The organism is Burkholderia sp. AU31652 (genome assembly GCF_002223155.1).
Classification (GTDB): domain Bacteria; phylum Pseudomonadota; class Gammaproteobacteria; order Burkholderiales; family Burkholderiaceae; genus Burkholderia.
This window is the reverse complement of the sequence record NZ_NKFG01000001.1, coordinates 277,409-294,350: the sequence shown is the minus strand read 5'-3', so window position 1 is coordinate 294,350 and position 16,942 is coordinate 277,409. Positions and strand designations below refer to the sequence as shown.

Annotated in this window: 14 protein-coding genes; 10 read left to right on the top strand and 4 right to left on the bottom strand. The window is 66.4% G+C overall.

The features are described from left to right. Positions 1-273: 273 nt before the first annotated feature. Positions 274-1,542 (bottom strand): SGNH/GDSL hydrolase family protein, encoded by a 1,269-nt coding sequence (locus tag CFB40_RS01405; protein ID WP_089430480.1) that lies wholly within the window; start codon positions 1,540-1,542, stop codon positions 274-276. A gap of 199 nt (positions 1,543-1,741) precedes the next feature. Between CFB40_RS01405 and paaA the strand changes: the two genes are divergently transcribed. The 8 genes from paaA (at position 1,742) to CFB40_RS01365 (ending at position 8,029) form a co-directional block, all read left to right on the top strand. Beyond that, positions 1,742-2,740, top strand: coding sequence for a 1,2-phenylacetyl-CoA epoxidase subunit PaaA (gene paaA, locus CFB40_RS01400; protein WP_069246920.1), 999 nt, complete (start codon positions 1,742-1,744; stop codon positions 2,738-2,740). A 47-nt stretch (positions 2,741-2,787) separates the two neighbouring features. Next, positions 2,788-3,072 (top strand): 1,2-phenylacetyl-CoA epoxidase subunit PaaB, encoded by a 285-nt coding sequence (gene paaB / locus CFB40_RS01395; protein WP_010092957.1) that lies wholly within the window; start codon positions 2,788-2,790, stop codon positions 3,070-3,072. Positions 3,073-3,082: 10 nt separating this feature from the next. Continuing rightward, complete coding sequence (gene paaC, locus CFB40_RS01390; protein WP_089430479.1) at positions 3,083-3,886, top strand: 1,2-phenylacetyl-CoA epoxidase subunit PaaC; 804 nt, start codon at positions 3,083-3,085, stop codon at positions 3,884-3,886. Between the two features lie 32 nt (positions 3,887-3,918). Continuing rightward, on the top strand, positions 3,919-4,479 hold the full coding sequence (gene paaD / locus CFB40_RS01385) for a 1,2-phenylacetyl-CoA epoxidase subunit PaaD (protein ID WP_089430478.1): 561 nt from the start codon (positions 3,919-3,921) through the stop codon (positions 4,477-4,479). Between the two features lie 5 nt (positions 4,480-4,484). Continuing rightward, on the top strand, positions 4,485-5,573 hold the full coding sequence (gene paaE, locus CFB40_RS01380) for a 1,2-phenylacetyl-CoA epoxidase subunit PaaE (protein WP_089430477.1): 1,089 nt from the start codon (positions 4,485-4,487) through the stop codon (positions 5,571-5,573). A 128-nt stretch (positions 5,574-5,701) separates the two neighbouring features. Next, positions 5,702-6,526, top strand: a complete 825-nt coding sequence (locus CFB40_RS01375) for a DUF1835 domain-containing protein (protein ID WP_089424281.1) — start codon at positions 5,702-5,704, stop codon at positions 6,524-6,526. A gap of 16 nt (positions 6,527-6,542) precedes the next feature. Beyond that, on the top strand, positions 6,543-7,148 hold the full coding sequence (locus CFB40_RS01370) for a TetR/AcrR family transcriptional regulator (protein ID WP_006482923.1): 606 nt from the start codon (positions 6,543-6,545) through the stop codon (positions 7,146-7,148). A gap of 233 nt (positions 7,149-7,381) precedes the next feature. Continuing rightward, on the top strand, positions 7,382-8,029 hold the full coding sequence (locus CFB40_RS01365; RefSeq protein ID WP_039366876.1) for a GNAT family N-acetyltransferase: 648 nt from the start codon (positions 7,382-7,384) through the stop codon (positions 8,027-8,029). Between the two features lie 60 nt (positions 8,030-8,089). On the opposite strand, the gene CFB40_RS01360 is transcribed toward CFB40_RS01365, so the two are convergent. Further along, entirely contained in the window at positions 8,090-8,614 is a 525-nt protein-coding gene (locus CFB40_RS01360; RefSeq protein ID WP_011655746.1) for an Lrp/AsnC family transcriptional regulator, read from the bottom strand. A gap of 212 nt (positions 8,615-8,826) precedes the next feature. Here CFB40_RS01360 and hppD point away from each other — a divergent pair, with 212 nt between their 5' ends. Further along, positions 8,827-9,924 (top strand): 4-hydroxyphenylpyruvate dioxygenase, encoded by a 1,098-nt coding sequence (gene hppD / locus CFB40_RS01355; protein WP_089424279.1) that lies wholly within the window; start codon positions 8,827-8,829, stop codon positions 9,922-9,924. A gap of 132 nt (positions 9,925-10,056) precedes the next feature. Here hppD and CFB40_RS01350 read toward each other — a convergent pair whose 3' ends face one another. Then, a complete protein-coding gene (locus CFB40_RS01350) occupies positions 10,057-10,251 on the bottom strand; it encodes a hypothetical protein (protein WP_046547411.1) in 195 nt (64 codons plus the stop codon). 330 nt (positions 10,252-10,581) lie between these two features. Between CFB40_RS01350 and CFB40_RS01345 the strand changes: the two genes are divergently transcribed. Beyond that, entirely contained in the window at positions 10,582-14,172 is a 3,591-nt protein-coding gene (locus tag CFB40_RS01345; protein ID WP_089430476.1) for an indolepyruvate ferredoxin oxidoreductase family protein, read from the top strand. Positions 14,173-14,320: 148 nt separating this feature from the next. Here the strand turns inward: CFB40_RS01345 and CFB40_RS01335 are convergent, their stop codons facing one another. Next, positions 14,321-16,591, bottom strand: coding sequence for an NADP-dependent malic enzyme (locus tag CFB40_RS01335; RefSeq protein ID WP_089424277.1), 2,271 nt, complete (start codon positions 16,589-16,591; stop codon positions 14,321-14,323). Between the last annotated feature and the right edge of the window lie 351 nt (positions 16,592-16,942).

The window sequence follows — 16,942 nt, the reverse complement described above, 5'->3', positions numbered from 1 at the left end:
GTTGCGACTGCGGGGTTCAACTTCCAGGCCAGTGGCGCGCTCCAGACTCCAGCACACCACCCGCCTTGCTTCCCTTCTCCCGCGCCGCGTTTCCGTTAGCGCGAAAGAGGCGTGATTCTAAGCACCCGCCCCCGTCTACGCAAGCCCCTTTGTGAAAATATTTTGAAAAGGCCCCGTGCGCTCACGCGCACGGGGGCTTCGGGCTCGACGGGCCAAGTGGTGTCGCTGACCTACGCGTCGCCGGCAACCCTTCGCTCTATATATAGGAGCGCGTCACTTGCCGACCACCGCAGCCTGCAGTTGCTCGACCGGCACCGCGTCGGCCATCGCGGCGTAACCGGCATCGCTCGGATGAATGCCGTCCCCGCTATCGTATCGACGCTGCAGCACGCTCGGGTGTGCCGGATCGCGCAGCACAGCATCAAAGTCGACCACACCGTCGAACCCGCCACCGCTCCGGATCCACCGGTTCACCTCAAGGCGGATCGTCTCGCGCCCCGCCGGCAGCCCGGCCGGCGTCAGCGTCGCGCCGAAGACCTTCACGCCCTGGCGGTGCGCCGCTTCAATCAGCCGACGGTAGCCGTCGATCAAAGATACGGCCGTGACCTGCGTATGCGGGTGGTCACAATCGAGCCCCGCACGCGGCGGCATCGCGGCGAAGTTGATGTCGTTGATCCCGATCAGCACGATCGCCGCCTTCACCCCCGCGCGCGACAGTGCATCACGCTCGAACCGCGACGCCAGCGACGTGCCGTAACACGCCGAATCGCTGAGCAGCCGGTTTCCGCTGATACCAAGATTCGTGACGCCGATCGACTCCGCGCCGGAAGCGGTCAGCCGACGCGCCAGCGCGTCCGGCCAGCGGCGATTCCGGTTCACGCTCGAGCGCAGTCCGTCGGTGATCGAATCGCCGATCGCCGCTACGCTCGCGCGCGCTGAACCGGCCTCGACCGCGAGCTCGCTCACCCATGCGTATTGGGTAAAACGGGTGCGGAACGCGGCGGCGCCCGGATCACTCACATGGTCACCCGGTGCAGACACGTAATTGAACTGGTTCGACACGCGGTGCCAGACCGTCATCCGCTGGTTCGCCCCCATCTGGAGGCTGATCGCATACGGCCGCCCGGCCGCCACATCGATCGCCACCGGATCGCTTTCGAGTTCCTGGCCCGGCGCAAGCGTCACCGACGCCTTGCCGCCGAACCGGACCGGCGCCGCCGCACCAGCAAGCGCCGCCCCTTCGCCGGCGCGCGCGAGGCTCGCCGCTTCGACGACCAGCGGCGCATGTCCGTAGGCATTGCTGACGCGGATCCGCGCGGCACGCCCCGACACCGTCGGATAGACGATCTGGCGCACGGCCCGTCCGGACACGTCGGGTGCGCGATAGAGCGGCGGCGGTGCGGCAAGGTCGGGGATCGGCTGCAGCGCGGTCGCCCACGCCGCCACCCATCCAGCCGGCGCGGCCGAGGCCGATGCCACGAGCGGCGAGACAAAGACGGCGGCACCCAGCACGGCCGCGGCGATACTGCTTCGAAATGACATCGGCAAAATCCTCGTCGGAAAGCGGGCATTGTGCCGCAGAAGACGCGAACCCCACGCGCCGGATCGCCGTCACGCCGTCCGATCGCGCCCCGACGTCGCTCGTTTACCCGAGTCTCGCCGCAAATCCGCAAGAAATTTATTAACCGACCGGTCGGTTGGTTTATACTTCGCACACATTCACCCGGACGAGAGCCTCGCCATGTACACGCAATCCCTCGACATCCCCGGCAACGTCGCGCCGCTCGATGCCGCAGCCGAGTCGCCCGAGCAGGCGCGGTTCGATGCGGTCATGGCCGCCGACGGCAAGATCGAACCGCAGGACTGGATGCCCGATGCCTATCGCAAGACGCTGGTTCGCCAGATCTCGCAGCACGCGCACTCGGAAGTCGTGGGCATGCTGCCCGAAGGCAACTGGATCTCGCGCGCGCCGAGCCTGAAGCGCAAGGCGATCCTGCTCGCGAAGGTCCAGGACGAAGCCGGCCACGGCCTCTATCTCTATAGCGCGGCCGAAACGCTCGGCGTGTCGCGCGATTCGCTGATCGACGCACTGCTCGCCGGCAAGGCGAAATACTCGAGCATCTTCAACTACCCGACACCCACCTGGGCCGACGTCGGCGTGATCGGCTGGCTCGTCGACGGCGCCGCGATCATGAACCAGATCCCGCTGTGCCGCTGCACGTATGGCCCGTACGCGCGCGCGATGATCCGCGTGTGCAAGGAAGAATCGTTCCACCAGCGCCAGGGCTTCGACGCGCTGCTGTCGATGATGAAGGGCACCGACGCGCAACGCGCGATGGTCCAGCAGGCCGTGAACCGCTGGTGGTGGCCGGTGCTGATGATGTTCGGCCCGAGCGACGCCGATTCGGTTCACAGCAACCAGTCCGCGAAATGGGGCATCAAGCGGATCTCGAACGACGATCTGCGGCAGAAGTTCGTCGACGCGACGGTCGACCAGGCGAAGGTGCTCGGCGTGACGCTGCCCGACCCCGACCTGAAGTGGAACGAGGCGCGCGGCCATCACGACTACGGCACGATCGACTGGGACGAATTCTGGCGCGTGGTCAACGGCGACGGCCCGTGCAACAAGGAACGCCTCGCGACCCGCGTGAAAGCGCACGAGGACGGCGCATGGGTGCGCGAAGCCGCACTCGCCCACGAAGCCAAGCGCCGCGCGCGCGCCGAACAGCACGCCGCCTGAGCGGCGGCACACCATCGAATTCAGGATTGAGGATTGAGGAGAAAGTGATGAACAAGGAATGGCCGATCTGGGAAGTGTTCGTGCGCAGCAAGCAGGGGCTCGATCACAAGCATTGCGGCAGCCTGCACGCCGCCGACGCGTCGATGGCGCTGCGCATGGCGCGCGACGTCTACACGCGCCGCCAGGAAGGCGTGAGCATCTGGGTGGTGCCGTCGTCGGCCATTACCGCGTCCGATCCGAACGAGAAGGCGGAGCTGTTCGAACCGGCGGGCGACAAGATCTACCGCCACCCGACGTTCTACACGCTGCCCGACGAAGTCAACCACATGTAACGCCCGCGCCATGACGATCACGCCCGAACACCTCTCCTACGTGCTGCGCCTCGCGGACAACACGCTGATCCTCGGTCAGCGCAACGCCGAATGGTGCGGCCACGGCCCGATCCTCGAGGAAGACATCGCGCTCACCAACATGAGCCTCGACCTCATCGGCCAGGCGCGCATGCTGTACACGCACGCGGCCGAACTCGAGCGCCAGCTGACCGGCGCGACGAAGACCGAGGACGACTACGCGTACTTCCGCACCGAGCGCGAGTTCGCAAACTTCACGCTCGCCGAGCTGCCGCACTACGGCCCGATCGCCGGCACCGCGCACGCCGACAACGACTATGCGGTCACGATCGTGCGCAACTTCCTGTACTCGGCGCTGATGCTGCACGTTTGGACCGCACTCGAAACGTCGACCGACACGCAGCTCGCCGCGATCGCCGCGAAATCGGTGAAGGAAACCCGCTATCACGTGCAGCACGCACGCGAGTGGCTGGTTCGCCTCGGTGACGGCACCGACGAATCGCACCGCCGCGCGCAGAACGCGCTCGACTACCTGACGCCGTACACGCGCGAATTCTTCGCTGCCGATGCAATCGACGACGCGGTCGCCGCCGAGGGCATCGCCCCCGCGCCGGCCACGCTCGAAGCAGCGTGGCGCGCGGACGTGGATGATGCGCTCGCGGAAGCGACGCTCACGCTGCCGGCACCCGTGCAGCATGTGACGACCGGCAAGCAGGGCGAGCACTCGGAGCACATGGGCTACCTGCTCGCCGAAATGCAGAGCCTCGCACGCCAGCATCCCGGCGCGAGCTGGTAACCGGCCGCCCCCACGCCCAACGGAGCCCGACGATGTCCGTCCAGACCGCCCCCGCCAACGCCGTGCCCATCGCGCGCCACGCCGACCCGCTGCTCGCCCGTGCATGGGACGTGCTCGAAGCCGTGCCCGACCCCGAGATCCCGGTCGTGTCGATCCGCGAGCTCGGCATCCTGCGCGACGTCCGCCGCGCGGACGACGGCCAGCTCGAGGTCGTGATCACGCCGACCTACTCGGGCTGCCCGGCCATGTCGCAGATCGCAGAGGACATCGCCGCCGCGCTGCAGGCCGCGGACCTTCCGGCGCACCGGATCGAGACCGTGCTCGCGCCCGCGTGGACGACCGACTGGATCACGCAGGAAGCGCGCGACAAGCTGCGCGCGTACGGCATCGCGCCGCCGGTCGGCCAGTGCGGCACCGCCGCGTCGCGGGAAAACGTCGTGCGCTTCGTGCCGCGACCGGTCGCGGCACCCGCGTGCCCGCGCTGCGGCTCCGCCCGTACCGAGCGTCTCGCGCAATTCGCGTCCACGGCCTGCAAGGCGCTGTATCGCTGCGTCGACTGCCGCGAACCCTTCGACTACTTCAAACCTTATTAATCGATATGGCGACCCCGCAATTTCATCCGCTGCGTATCCGCGACGTGCGGCCCGAGACCGCCGACGCCGTCTCCGTCTCCTTCGATGTGCCGCCCGAACTGCGCGACGCGTACCGCTTCACGCAGGGCCAGTTCGTCACGCTGAAGACCCACATCGACGGCGAGGAAACGCGCCGCTCGTATTCGATCTGCGTCGGCACGACGGACTACGACCGTGACGGCGAACTGCGCATCGGCATCAAGCGGGTGCGCGGCGGCCGCTTCTCGAACTTCGCGTTCGACTCGCTCGAGCCGGGTCATACGATCGACGTGATGACGCCGGACGGCCGTTTCTTCACGCACCTGAACGCCGATCACGGCAAGCAGTACGTCGCGTTTTCCGGCGGCTCCGGCATCACGCCGGTGCTCGCGATCGTGAAGACGACGCTCGAACTCGAGCCGCGCAGCACGTTCACGCTGATCTACGGCAACCGCAGCGTCGACGCGATCATGTTCGCGGAGGAGCTCGAGGACCTGAAGAACCGCTACATGAACCGCTTCGTCCTCTATCACGTGCTGTCGGACGACCAGCAGGACGTCGCGCTGTTCAACGGCGTGCTCGACCAGGCGAAATGCGCGGAATTCCTCGATACGCTGATGCCGGCCGACGCGATCGACGAGGCGTTCATCTGCGGCCCCGCGCCGATGATGGATGCGGCCGAGGCCGCGCTGAAGGCGGCCGGCGTGCCTCAGGCGAAGGTGCACGTCGAGCGCTTCGGCACGCCGCTGCCGCAAGCCGGTGCGCCGGTCGTCGAAATCACCGACCAGACCCCGGCCGCCGACCTGGAAATCGTGCTCGACGGCAAGAAGCGCAAGCTGCGCCTGCCGTACGAAGGCGTGAGCCTGCTCGATATCGGCCTGCGCGCGGGCCTCGCGCTGCCGTACGCGTGCAAGGGCGGCGTGTGCTGCACGTGCCGCGCGAAGGTGCTCGAGGGCGAAGTGCGGATGGAGAAGAACTACACGCTCGAAGAACATGAAGTGAAGGACGGCTTCGTGCTCACGTGCCAGTGTCACCCGATCAGCGACAAGGTCGTCGTGAGCTACGACGAGCGTTGAGCGACGTCGCGTCGCGGCGCCGGGCGGTTTCTCGCCGTCACACATCTCGCTTACACTAGGGGCCGCCGGCCGGCTGGACATCGCAACGTCCGCCCGGCCGGCGGTTTTCTTTTGTTGACGACAGGCCGATGAGTACCATTCATGTGATTCAGGGCGGCACCGCCGCCGCGTCGCTGCGCGAGGCACTCGCGCAAGCCGGACGCGACGAGCGCGTCGTCGGATTGCTCGACGATCTCGGCGTCGGGCCGCTCAAGGGCGCCGACGAGACGCCCGACACGCGCGCCGCCTTCTGGCAGCGCGTGCTCGGCGACCAGATTCCCGACTGGAACGCGGAGATCGAAGGCGAGTTCGCGCGCCTCGACCAGCTCGCGACGGATACCGGCCAGGTGGTGGTGTGGCATGCGCCGAGCGTCGGCGACAAGCTGCTGCTGCGCCGCGTCGCCTATCACCTGCGCAACGTCCCGCAACGCCTGAACGAAGTGCGGCTGTCGGCCGCCGATCTCGACTCGGCCCAGCGCGCAGCGCTGTCGCGCACCGACCAGGCGTGTGCGACCGGCATGTTCTCGCCGGCCGAGCTGGCGCGCAAGCGCCCGGTGGCCGCGCCGATCTCGGTGCTGCGCATCGGCCGCCTCGCACTCGAATGGCAGGAGGCGAAGCACCTGAACGCCGAGCTGCGCTACTGGGTCAGCAACACCATCAAGAGCGGCTACTATGAGGATCTCGACGCGTTGATCGTCGCGCGTGCGGAAGCCGACTGGCGGCCTGCGGCGCGCCTCGTCGGCAGCATCATGGCCGACGCCGACCGCGGCGGGCTGTTCGTCAGCGACTCGATCGCCTGGTGGCGCTGCCGCGAACTCGCGGCTGCCGGCCGGCTCGAACTGCAGGACGACGCGCCCGACGCCCTCTCTTCCACGCAGGTGCGCGCGGCCCGCACGGCCACCGCGCACCGCTAATCTTCCCCATTCGACCATGGCCCGTACCCGAGCGCCCGACCACGAATCCCAGCGCGAGCAGATCCTCGACCTGGCCGCCGAGAAATTCGCGCAGACGAGCTACCCGAGCACGTCGATGTCCGATCTCGCAACCGCGAGCGGCACGTCGAAGGCGCGCCTCTATCACTATTACGAGAGCAAGGAAGCGATCCTGTTCGACCTGCTCGACCGCTACACGAAACGGCTGATGTTGATCATCGCCGAGGTCGAAGGGGCGAGCCAGCGACGCGGGCTCAGCGAGCGCGACGCGTTCGCCGAGCTCGTGCGTGCGTTCCTCGCCGAGTACGAGACGTCGCACAGCCGGCACGTCGCGCTGCTCAACGACGTGAAGTATCTCGAGGACGCGCAGCGCGAAATCGTGCTCGACCGCCAGCGCGACATCGTCGCGGCGTTCACGCGACAGCTCGCACGCGCGTACCCGGACCGCATCTCGAAGGAAAACCAGACGTCCGTGACGATGATGGTGTTCGGGATGATCAACTGGACGTTCACATGGCTGAAGCCGGGCGGCCGCCTCGGCTACCGCGACTTCGCCGAGCAGGTGATCGACCTGATCGAACGCGGGCTGTCGACGGCCGCCTGATTGACGCGCAGCAGCATGCGTTGCGCGACGGGTACACTGCGGCTGCCCGCCGCTCATTTCATATGATGAATTTTAAATTCGCTTAAAATCAATAACTTACAGAGTGAACTAAGCGGTTTTAGAATTTCCCCTCGGCACAAATAACGTCAAATACGGGTTTTCCCCAACCTCGCTCGGGTAAAATGCTGTTGCATTGCACAACCCGCTTGTGCACCCACACTGAGGAACCCACGATGAACACGCAATTCAACGGCCCTGCCGAAGTTGTCGGCACGGTCGGCAGTGCGCCGGTTCTCGTCAGGGAACTGGCTTCCAAAGACCGTGAGCAGATGCTCACCCACTTTCTCTCGCTCGACGAAGAGGACCGCCTGCTGCGCTTCGGCCAGATGGTGCCCGACCACGTGATCGAGAATTATGTCCGCACGATCGACTTCGGCCGCGACACCGTGTTCGGCGTGTTCGACCACGACCTCGAACTGATCGGCGTCGGCCACCTGGCCTACCTGCCGGCCGAGGGCGACAAGCGCACGGCCGAATTCGGCGTGTCGGTGCTCGAAAGCGCACGCGGCCGCGGCGTCGGCTCGAAGCTGTTCGAGCGCGCGGCGATCCGCAGCCGCAACACGCACGTGACGATGCTGTACATGCACTGCCTGTCGCGTAACGCGACGATGATGCATATCGCGAAGAAATCCGGGATGCGGATCGAGTACGCGTACGGCGAAGCCGATGCGTACCTGTCGCTGCCGCCGGCCGACCACTCGACGATCATCGCCGAGATGCTGCAGGAACAGGCCGCGGTGTTCGACTATGCGATGAAGCGCCAGGCGCGCCGCACCACGAAGTTCATCGAATCGCTGATGCCCGCCGCGCTGACGGCGTAACTTCAGTCAGCCGGGCCGCGCCTGCCGCGCGCCCGGCTCCCCTCCCTTCCCCGCCGCGCACTAGCGCACCGAACGAATCGGCAACGCCGTCGTCTCCTTGAAGCATTCGAGCGAAAAGCTCGTCTTCACGTCGATCACCGACGGGTGATGCAGCAGATGCTCCTGCACGAAGCGGGAGAAATGCGCCATGTCCTCGACCTGCACGCGCAGCAGATAATCCATATCCCCCGTCATCGCGTGGCACGCGACCACTTCCGGCCAGGTCTGCACGGCCGCACGAAACAGCTCCGCATGGGTCGCGCCTGCCCGCGCCGACGTTTCGTCGGCCCGCACCGGGGCCAGGCCGCCGCGCTTCTCGAGCCGCACGCTCACGTACGCGAGCAGGTCGAGCCCGAGCTTCTGCGGATCCAGCAGCGCGACATAACCGGTGATCACGCCGATCTCCTCGAGCCGCCGGATCCGCCGCAGGCACGGGCTCGGCGACAGGTTCACGCGCTCGGCGATCTCCTGGTTCGACAGGCGCCCGTTCTCCTGAAGAATCGCGAGAATCCGCCGGTCGATGGCATCCAATTCGGCTTGCGCCATCTTCCGCCCTCCAATGAATGATTTGAGACTGGAAATTGCGCCATCGTAGGTTCCGGCAATTAAGTTCGCAAGTTTACGCTCGCGACTGCCCGCTACACTTTGTCGCACGTACCGATGCGTCGCGCACGCCACCGCGTGTGCCACGTTCGACATCGAACCAGGCCGGGCCTGCGCACGTCGCCCCGGCCGATCGCCCCCACAGGAGACACGCCATGCAGATCCCGAACTGGGACAACCCCGTCGGCACCGACGGCTTCGAATTCATCGAATACACGGCACCGGACCCGAAAGCGCTCGGACAACTGTTCGAACGGATGGGTTTCACCGCGATCGCGCGCCACCGCCACAAGGACGTGACGGTGTACCGCCAGGGCGACATCAACTTCATCATCAACGCCGAACCCGATTCGTTCGCGCAACGCTTCGCGCGCCTGCATGGCCCGTCGATCTGCGCGATCGCGTTCCGCGTGCAGGATGCCGCGAAGGCGTACCAGCACGCGCTGGAGCTCGGCGCATGGGGCTTCGACAACAAGACCGGCCCGATGGAGCTGAACATCCCGGCGATCAAGGGCATCGGCGATTCGCTGATCTACTTCGTCGACCGCTGGCGCGGCAAGAACGGCGCGCAACCGGGCGCCATCGGCGACATCAGCATCTATGACGTCGACTTCGAGCCGATCGCCGGCGCGAACCCGAACCCGGTCGGCCACGGCCTCACCTATATCGACCATCTGACGCACAACGTGCATCGCGGCCGCATGCAGGAATGGGCCGAGTTCTACGAACGCCTGTTCAACTTCCGCGAAGTGCGCTACTTCGACATCGAAGGCAAGGTGACGGGCGTGAAGTCGAAGGCGATGACGTCGCCGTGCGGCAAGATCCGCATCCCGATCAACGAGGAAGGCTCGGATACGGCCGGCCAGATCCAGGAATACCTCGACGCGTATCACGGCGAAGGCATCCAGCACATCGCGCTCGGCGCCACCGACATCTACCAGGCGGTCGATGGCCTGCGCAGCAAGGAAGTGAAGCTGCTCGACACGATCGACACGTATTACGAACTGGTCGACCGCCGCGTGCCGAACCACGGCGAATCGCTGGACGAACTGAAGAAGCGCAAGATCCTGATCGACGGCGCACGCGACGACCTGCTGCTGCAGATCTTCACCGAAAACCAGATCGGGCCGATCTTCTTCGAGATCATCCAGCGCAAGGGCAACCAGGGCTTCGGCGAAGGCAACTTCAAGGCGCTATTCGAATCGATCGAACTCGACCAGATCCGCCGCGGCGTCGTACAGGACAAGGCCTGACACATCCAGCGGGCGGCTGCTCGGGGCAACCCGGCGGCCCGCACGATCCGGCGGCGCAAAGAAAAAGGGCGGGAATCCGAGGATTCCCGCCCTTTTTACATTCCGGCGCGGCCCGCGGGCCGCGCGAGCGGATCAACGCGCGTTCGCCTTCGACTCGACGGCGCGCTCGGCCGACGGCTGCGCGACGGCGTCCTGGGCCGGCACGATCTGCTGCATCTGCGCGCCGGCTGCCGCCAGTGCGCTCGCGCCTCGCGCGTGCACCGGGCCGGTCATCGAGAAAAACGCGGCGGACACGATCAGGAAACTCTGGATATGACGTGTGTTCATTGCACCTCCTGTAAAACTGCCGGCGCCTCCCCGATTGCGTCGGAACAAGCCAACGCGGCCGGGCACCTCCGGCAGGCCGACAAGGTTAACGGCGTTTGCACGAAGATGGGGCCGGCTTTACATGCTTTTACATGATGTAACGCATGGTTCCGCCCTGTTTTTTTGACGCAGCGCCGCAATCCCCCGGCATTCCAACCGATGGGCGGCGGGTTTGCCCCAGTGCTACCATCGCTTAAAACCGGCCAATATGCCGGCCACTGCCGACGCGTCCACAAGACGCCCGAAGCAGTCGAGTTTTGGTGATCCCAAACTGGGTGGAGGAGACAGTTAATGAATGCCCCGCTAGACGCAGACCAACGCGCGTCGCTAGAAGCCGCGCTGAAGTCCGTCACGCTTGACGACAAATACACACTGGAGCGCGGCCGCGCGTACATGAGCGGCATCCAGGCCCTCGTGCGCCTGCCGATGCTGCAGCAGGAACGCGATCGCGCCGCCGGTCTCAATACCGCCGGCTTCATCTCCGGCTATCGTGGTTCGCCGCTCGGCGGCCTCGATCTGTCGCTCTGGAAAGCCAAGCAGCACCTGGCCGCCCACCAGATCGTCTTCCAGCCCGGCCTCAACGAAGATCTCGCCGCCACCGCCGTGTGGGGCTCGCAGCAGGTGAACCTGTACCCCGGCGCGAAGCACGACGGCGTGTTCGGCATGTGGTACGGCAAGGGCCCGGGCGTCGACCGCACGGGCGACGTATTCAAGCACGCGAACTCGGCCGGCTCGTCGCAGCACGGCGGCGTGCTGGTGCTCGCCGGCGACGACCACGCGGCGAAATCGTCGACGCTCGCGCACCAGTCCGAACACATCTTCAAGGCCTGCGGGCTGCCGGTGCTGTTCCCGTCCAACGTGCAGGAATATCTCGATTTCGGCTTGCACGGCTGGGCGATGAGCCGCTACTCGGGCCTGTGGGTCGCGCTCAAGTGCGTGACGGACGTCGTCGAATCGTCGGCATCGGTCGACATCGACCCGCATCGCACCGAGATCGTGCTGCCGACCGACTTCATCCTGCCGGAAGGCGGGCTGAACATCCGCTGGCCCGATCCGCCGCTCGTGCAGGAAGCGCGGCTGCTCGACTACAAGTGGTATGCGGCGCTCGCCTACGTGCGCGCGAACAAGCTCGACCGCATCGAGATCGATTCGCCGAGCGCGCGCTTCGGGATCATGACCGGCGGCAAGGCGTACCTCGACGTGCGCCAGGCGCTGACCGACCTCGGCCTCGACGACGAAACCTGCGCGCGGATCGGCATCCGGCTCTACAAGGTCGGCTGCGTGTGGCCGCTCGAAGCGCAGGGCGCGCAGGCGTTCGCGCGCGGGCTCGACGAAATCCTCGTCGTCGAGGAAAAGCGCCAGATCCTCGAATACGCGATCAAGGAAGAGCTGTACAACTGGCCCGACGGGCAACGGCCGCGCGTGTTCGGCAAGTTCGACGAGAAGGACGGCGCCGGCGGCGAATGGTCAGTGCCGATGGGCAACTGGCTGCTGCCCGCGCACTACGAGCTGTCGCCCGCGATCATCGCGAAGGCGATCGCGACGCGCCTCGAGAAGTTCGAGCTGCCGTCCGACGTGCGGGCACGCATCGCCGCGCGCCTCGCCGTGATCAACGCGAAGGAAATGGCGCTCGCGAAGCCGCACGTGCAGACCGAGCGCAAGCCGTGGTTCTGCTCGGGCTGCCCGCACAACACGTCGACCAACGTGCCGGAAGGCTCGCGCGCGATCGCCGGCATCGGCTGCCACTACATGACCGTGTGGATGGACCGCAGCACGAGCACCTTCAGCCAGATGGGCGGCGAAGGCGTGCCGTGGATCGGCCAGGCACCGTTCACGGACGAGAAGCACGTGTTCGCGAACCTCGGCGACGGCACCTATTTCCACTCGGGCCTGCTGGCCGTGCGCGCGGCGATCTCGTCGAAGGCGAACATCACCTACAAGATCCTCTACAACGACGCGGTCGCGATGACGGGCGGCCAGCCGGTCGACGGCGTGCTGACGGTGCCGCAGATCACGCACCAGCTCGCGTCCGAAGGCGCGAAGAAGATCGTGATCGTCACCGACGAGCCGGAGAAGTACGACAGCCAGAAGGCGTTGCTCGCGCCGGGCGTGACGATCCATCACCGCGACCAGCTCGACGACGTGCAGCGCGAGCTGCGCGAGATCGAAGGCACGACGATCCTGATCTACGACCAGACCTGCGCGACCGAGAAACGCCGCCGCCGCAAACGCGGCACGTATCCGGACCCGGCCAAGCGCGTCGTGATCAACGACGCGGTGTGCGAGGGCTGCGGCGACTGCTCGGTGCAGTCGAACTGCCTGTCGGTCGAGCCGCTGGAAACCGAATTCGGCACGAAGCGCCAGATCAACCAGTCGAGCTGCAACAAGGACTTCTCGTGCGTGAAGGGCTTCTGCCCGAGCTTCGTCACGGTCGAGGGCGGCCAGCTGAAGAAGCCGAAGGCCGTCTCGGTCGACGGCAACGCACTGCCGCCGATCCCCGAACCGACGCTGCCGGACATCGACCGCGCATACGGCGTGCTCGTCACCGGCGTCGGCGGCACGGGCGTCGTCACGATCGGCGCACTGCTCGGGATGGCCGCGCACCTGGAAAACAAGGGCGTGACCGTGCTCGACGTCACCGGCCTCGCGCAGAAGGGCGGCGCCGTGATGAGCCACGTGCAGATCTCGCACGCGCCGACCGACATCCACGCGACGCGGATCGCGATGGGCGAGGCCGACCTCGTGATCGGCTGCGACGCGATCGTCACGGCCGGCGACGAGTGCACGTCGCGCATGCGCCACGACACGACGCGCGTGGTCGTCAACAGCGCGCAGACGCCGACCGCCGAGTTCATCAAGAACCCGAACTGGGCGTTCCCGGGCCTGTCCGCCGAGAACGACATCCGCGCGGCGGCGGGCGAAGCCGTCGACTTCATCGACGCGAACCGCTTCGCGGTCGCGCTGCTCGGCGACGCGATCTACACGAACCCGTTCGTGCTCGGCTACGCGTGGCAAAAGGGCTGGCTGCCGTTGACGCTCGCGTCGCTGGTCCGCGCGATCGAGCTGAATGCGGTATCGGTCGAGAAGAACCGCGCGGCCTTCGACTGGGGCCGCCGCGCCGCGCACGACCTGGCGAGCGTGAAGCAGGCCGCGGCCGGCGATGCCCGCCCCGTGCAAGGCGCCACGGTGATTTCGCTGCACACGAAGAAGGCGGTCGACGCGCTGATCGCGAAGCGCGTGGAATTCCTCACCGCGTACCAGAATGCCGCGTACGCAGCACGCTATGCGGCGTTCGTCGACAAGGTGCGCGCGGCCGAGCGTGCGCTGGCGGACGGCGACACGGTGCAGGAGCAGCTGACCGAAGCGGTCGCGCGCAACCTGTTCAAGCTGATGGCGTACAAGGACGAATACGAGGTCGCGCGGCTGCAGTCCGATCCGGCATTCCTCGCGCGCCTGACCGCGCAGTTCGAAGGCGACTGGAAGCTGAAATTCCACCTCGCGCCGCCGCTGTTCGCGAAGACGGACGCCCACGGCCATCTCGTGAAGAAGGCGTACGGCCCGTGGATGATGTCGGCATTCCGGCTGCTTGCGAAAGCGAAGTTCCTGCGCGGCACGGGGCTCGACCCGTTCGGCCGTACCGACGAGCGTCGCACCGAACGCGCGCTGATCGGCGAGTACGAAGCGCTGATCGGCGAGGTGCTCGCCAAGCTGAACGCGGCCAACCGCCCGCTCGCCGTCGAGCTCGCGGCGCTGCCGGACGGCATTCGCGGCTATGGCCACGTGAAGGAGAACAACCTGCGCGCGGTACGTGTGAAATGGGACACGCTGCTCGCGAAGTGGCGTTCGCCGGCCGGCGGCCAGTCGCACCAGCAGGTCGCGTAACGACGCGCGGCGGGCATTCGCGGCCGGATGCCCGCCGGCGAGCGGCTATCCGCTCACGTCGCTTCACGAAAAAAAACGCCACGGAACGCAGGTTCCGTGGCGTTTTTCATTGCGCCGCGCGCGAAGCGCGGCACACGCGGGCGTGGACTTACTTCGTGTTCACGTTCGCGGCGGCAACGGCCGTCATGTTGATGATCCGGCGCACGGTCGCGGCCGGCGTCAGGATGTGGGCCGGCTTCGCCGCGCCGAGCAGGAACGGGCCAACCGTCACGCCTTCGCCGCCGACCATCTTCAGCAGGTTGTACGCGATGTTCGCCGCTTCGACGTTCGGCATGATCAGCAGGTTCGCTTCGCCCGACAGCGTCGTGCCGGGGAAGGCCTGCTTGCGGATCAGTTCCGACAGCGCCGCGTCGCCGTGCATTTCGCCGTCGACTTCCAGGTTCGGTGCGCGTTCGACGATCAGCTTGCGGGCTTCGCCCATCCGGCGCGACGACGCCGACGGCGCGCTGCCGAAGTTCGAGTTCGACAGCAGCGCAGCCTTCGGCACGATGCCGAAGCGCTCGATCTCGGCCGCGGCCTGGATCGTCATGTCGGCGAGCTGTTCGGCGCTCGGCAGCTCGTTCACGTACGTATCGCACACGAACAGGTTGCGGCCCGGCAGCATCAGCAGGTTCATCGCCGCGAAGTGCTCGGCGCCCTTCGCACGGCCCAGCACCTGCTCGATGAACTTCAGGTGGCTGTGGAACGTGTCGATCATCCCGCAGATCATCCCGTCCGCGTCGCCCAGGTGCACGAGCATCGCGCCGATCAGCGTATTGAACTTGCGCATCGCGGCCTTCGCGACTTCCGGCGTCACGCCGTCGCGCGCGCCGATCTCCTGATACGCCTGCCAGTAGCGGTGGTAGCGCGCATCGTCTTCCGGATCGACGATCTCGAAATCGGTGCCGGCCTTCAGCTTCGAGCCGATCTTCGCGAGACGCATGTCGATGACCGACGGACGGCCGACGAGGATCGGCTTCGCGATCTTTTCCTGCAGCACGAACTGCGCGGCACGCAGCACGCGCTCGTCTTCGCCCTCGGCGAACACGATGCGGGCCTGCTTCTGCTTCGCGGTGGCGAACACCGGACGCATCACCATGCCGGTGCGGTAGACGGTCGCGCCGAGCTGCTCGCGGTACGCGTCCATGTCCTGGATCGGGCGAGTGGCGACGCCCGAGTCCATCGCGGCTTGCGCGACGGCCGGCGCGATCTTGATGATCAGGCGCGGGTCGAACGGCTTCGGGATCAGGTAGTCCGGACCGAATTCGAGCGAGTGGCCTTCATACGCCTTCGCGACTTCCTCGCTCTGGTCGGTTTCCTGTGCCAGCTCGGCGATCGCGCGCACGCACGCGAGCTTCATTTCTTCCGTGATCGTCGTCGCGCCGACGTCGAGCGCGCCGCGGAAGATGAACGGGAAGCACAGCACGTTGTTGACCTGGTTCGGGTAGTCCGAACGGCCGGTCGCGACGATCGCGTCCGGGCGCACGGCCTTCGCGTCTTCCGGGCGGATTTCCGGTTCCGGGTTCGCGAGCGCCAGGATCAGCGGGCGGTCGCCCATCGTCTTGACCATGTCCTGCTTCAGCACGCCCGCGCTCGAGCAGCCGAGGAACACGTCCGCGCCGACGATCGCGTCGGCGAGCGTGCGTGCGTCGGTGGTCGCCGCATAGCGCTGCTTCGACGGATCGAGGTTGCCGCGCCCTTCGTAGATCACGCCCTTCGAATCGGCGACGAGGATGTTCGACTTCGTGAGGCCGAGGTTCACCAGCAGGTCCAGACACGCGATCGCGGCCGCGCCCGCGCCCGAGCACACGAGCTTCACGTCGGACAGCTTCTTGCCGACGACCTTCAGGCCGTTCAGGATCGCGGCCGACGCGATGATCGCGGTGCCGTGCTGGTCATCGTGGAAGACGGGGATCTTCATGCGCTCGCGCAGCTTCTGCTCGATGTAGAAGCATTCCGGCGCCTTGATGTCCTCGAGGTTGATGCCGCCGAGCGTCGGCTCGAGCATTGCGATCGCCTCGACGAGCTTGTCGGGGTCGGACTCCGACAGTTCGATGTCGAACACGTCGATGCCCGCGAATTTCTTGAAGAGGCAGCCCTTGCCTTCCATCACCGGCTTCGCGGCGAGCGGGCCGATGTTGCCGAGGCCGAGCACGGCGGTGCCGTTCGTGATGACGCCGACGAGGTTGCCGCGCGACGTGTACTTCTGCGCGTCGAGCGGATCGGCGTGGATCGCTTCGCACGCTGCAGCGACGCCCGGCGAATACGCGAGCGACAGATCGAGCTGGTTCGACAGCGGCTTGGTCGGGGTGACCGAAATCTTGCCGGGTTTCGGGTTCAGGTGATAAGCGAGTGCGGCCTGCTTCAGTTGTTCGTCCATGATTGACCTGCGAGAGACATGCGAAATATTGACGGTTCAGTACGCAGCACCTTCGGCCGCGTCTGCTTGAATCGAGGGGATGATCGACTGCGAGACGGCACGCGACGCGCCGGGTCGGCACGCCATCGAACCTTGGCGGGTGGCAAGAGGAAAGTACAAAGTACTGAACGATTTCTAAGGGCCGCCTAGTGTACACCCCCTAAATGACGCATGTTGGTGCAGCGCCGCATCCTCCGCATCAGCGCGCGAGCGATCCGGCCCCGCTTGTTTCGCCGGTGGTGAGCCGCGCGGCGAACCCGCGCGAATTCCGCCGAAAACCGGCCTGAATCGGGTAAAATAGCCGGCTACGCG

What these genes read in the sequence shown, in the direction of transcription:
- CFB40_RS01405 (WP_089430480.1), bottom strand. Translation starts at nt 1,542, where the DNA reads ATGTCATTTCGAAGCAGTATCGCCGCGGCCGTGCTGGGTGCCGCCGTC.
- paaA (WP_069246920.1), top strand. Translation starts at nt 1,742, where the DNA reads ATGTACACGCAATCCCTCGACATCCCCGGCAACGTCGCGCCGCTCGAT.
- paaB (WP_010092957.1), top strand. Translation starts at nt 2,788, where the DNA reads ATGAACAAGGAATGGCCGATCTGGGAAGTGTTCGTGCGCAGCAAGCAG.
- paaC (WP_089430479.1), top strand. Translation starts at nt 3,083, where the DNA reads ATGACGATCACGCCCGAACACCTCTCCTACGTGCTGCGCCTCGCGGAC.
- paaD (WP_089430478.1), top strand. Translation starts at nt 3,919, where the DNA reads ATGTCCGTCCAGACCGCCCCCGCCAACGCCGTGCCCATCGCGCGCCAC.
- paaE (WP_089430477.1), top strand. Translation starts at nt 4,485, where the DNA reads ATGGCGACCCCGCAATTTCATCCGCTGCGTATCCGCGACGTGCGGCCC.
- CFB40_RS01375 (WP_089424281.1), top strand. Translation starts at nt 5,702, where the DNA reads ATGAGTACCATTCATGTGATTCAGGGCGGCACCGCCGCCGCGTCGCTG.
- CFB40_RS01370 (WP_006482923.1), top strand. Translation starts at nt 6,543, where the DNA reads ATGGCCCGTACCCGAGCGCCCGACCACGAATCCCAGCGCGAGCAGATC.
- CFB40_RS01365 (WP_039366876.1), top strand. Translation starts at nt 7,382, where the DNA reads ATGAACACGCAATTCAACGGCCCTGCCGAAGTTGTCGGCACGGTCGGC.
- CFB40_RS01360 (WP_011655746.1), bottom strand. Translation starts at nt 8,614, where the DNA reads ATGGCGCAAGCCGAATTGGATGCCATCGACCGGCGGATTCTCGCGATT.
- hppD (WP_089424279.1), top strand. Translation starts at nt 8,827, where the DNA reads ATGCAGATCCCGAACTGGGACAACCCCGTCGGCACCGACGGCTTCGAA.
- CFB40_RS01350 (WP_046547411.1), bottom strand. Translation starts at nt 10,251, where the DNA reads ATGAACACACGTCATATCCAGAGTTTCCTGATCGTGTCCGCCGCGTTT.
- CFB40_RS01345 (WP_089430476.1), top strand. Translation starts at nt 10,582, where the DNA reads ATGAATGCCCCGCTAGACGCAGACCAACGCGCGTCGCTAGAAGCCGCG.
- CFB40_RS01335 (WP_089424277.1), bottom strand. Translation starts at nt 16,591, where the DNA reads ATGGACGAACAACTGAAGCAGGCCGCACTCGCTTATCACCTGAACCCG.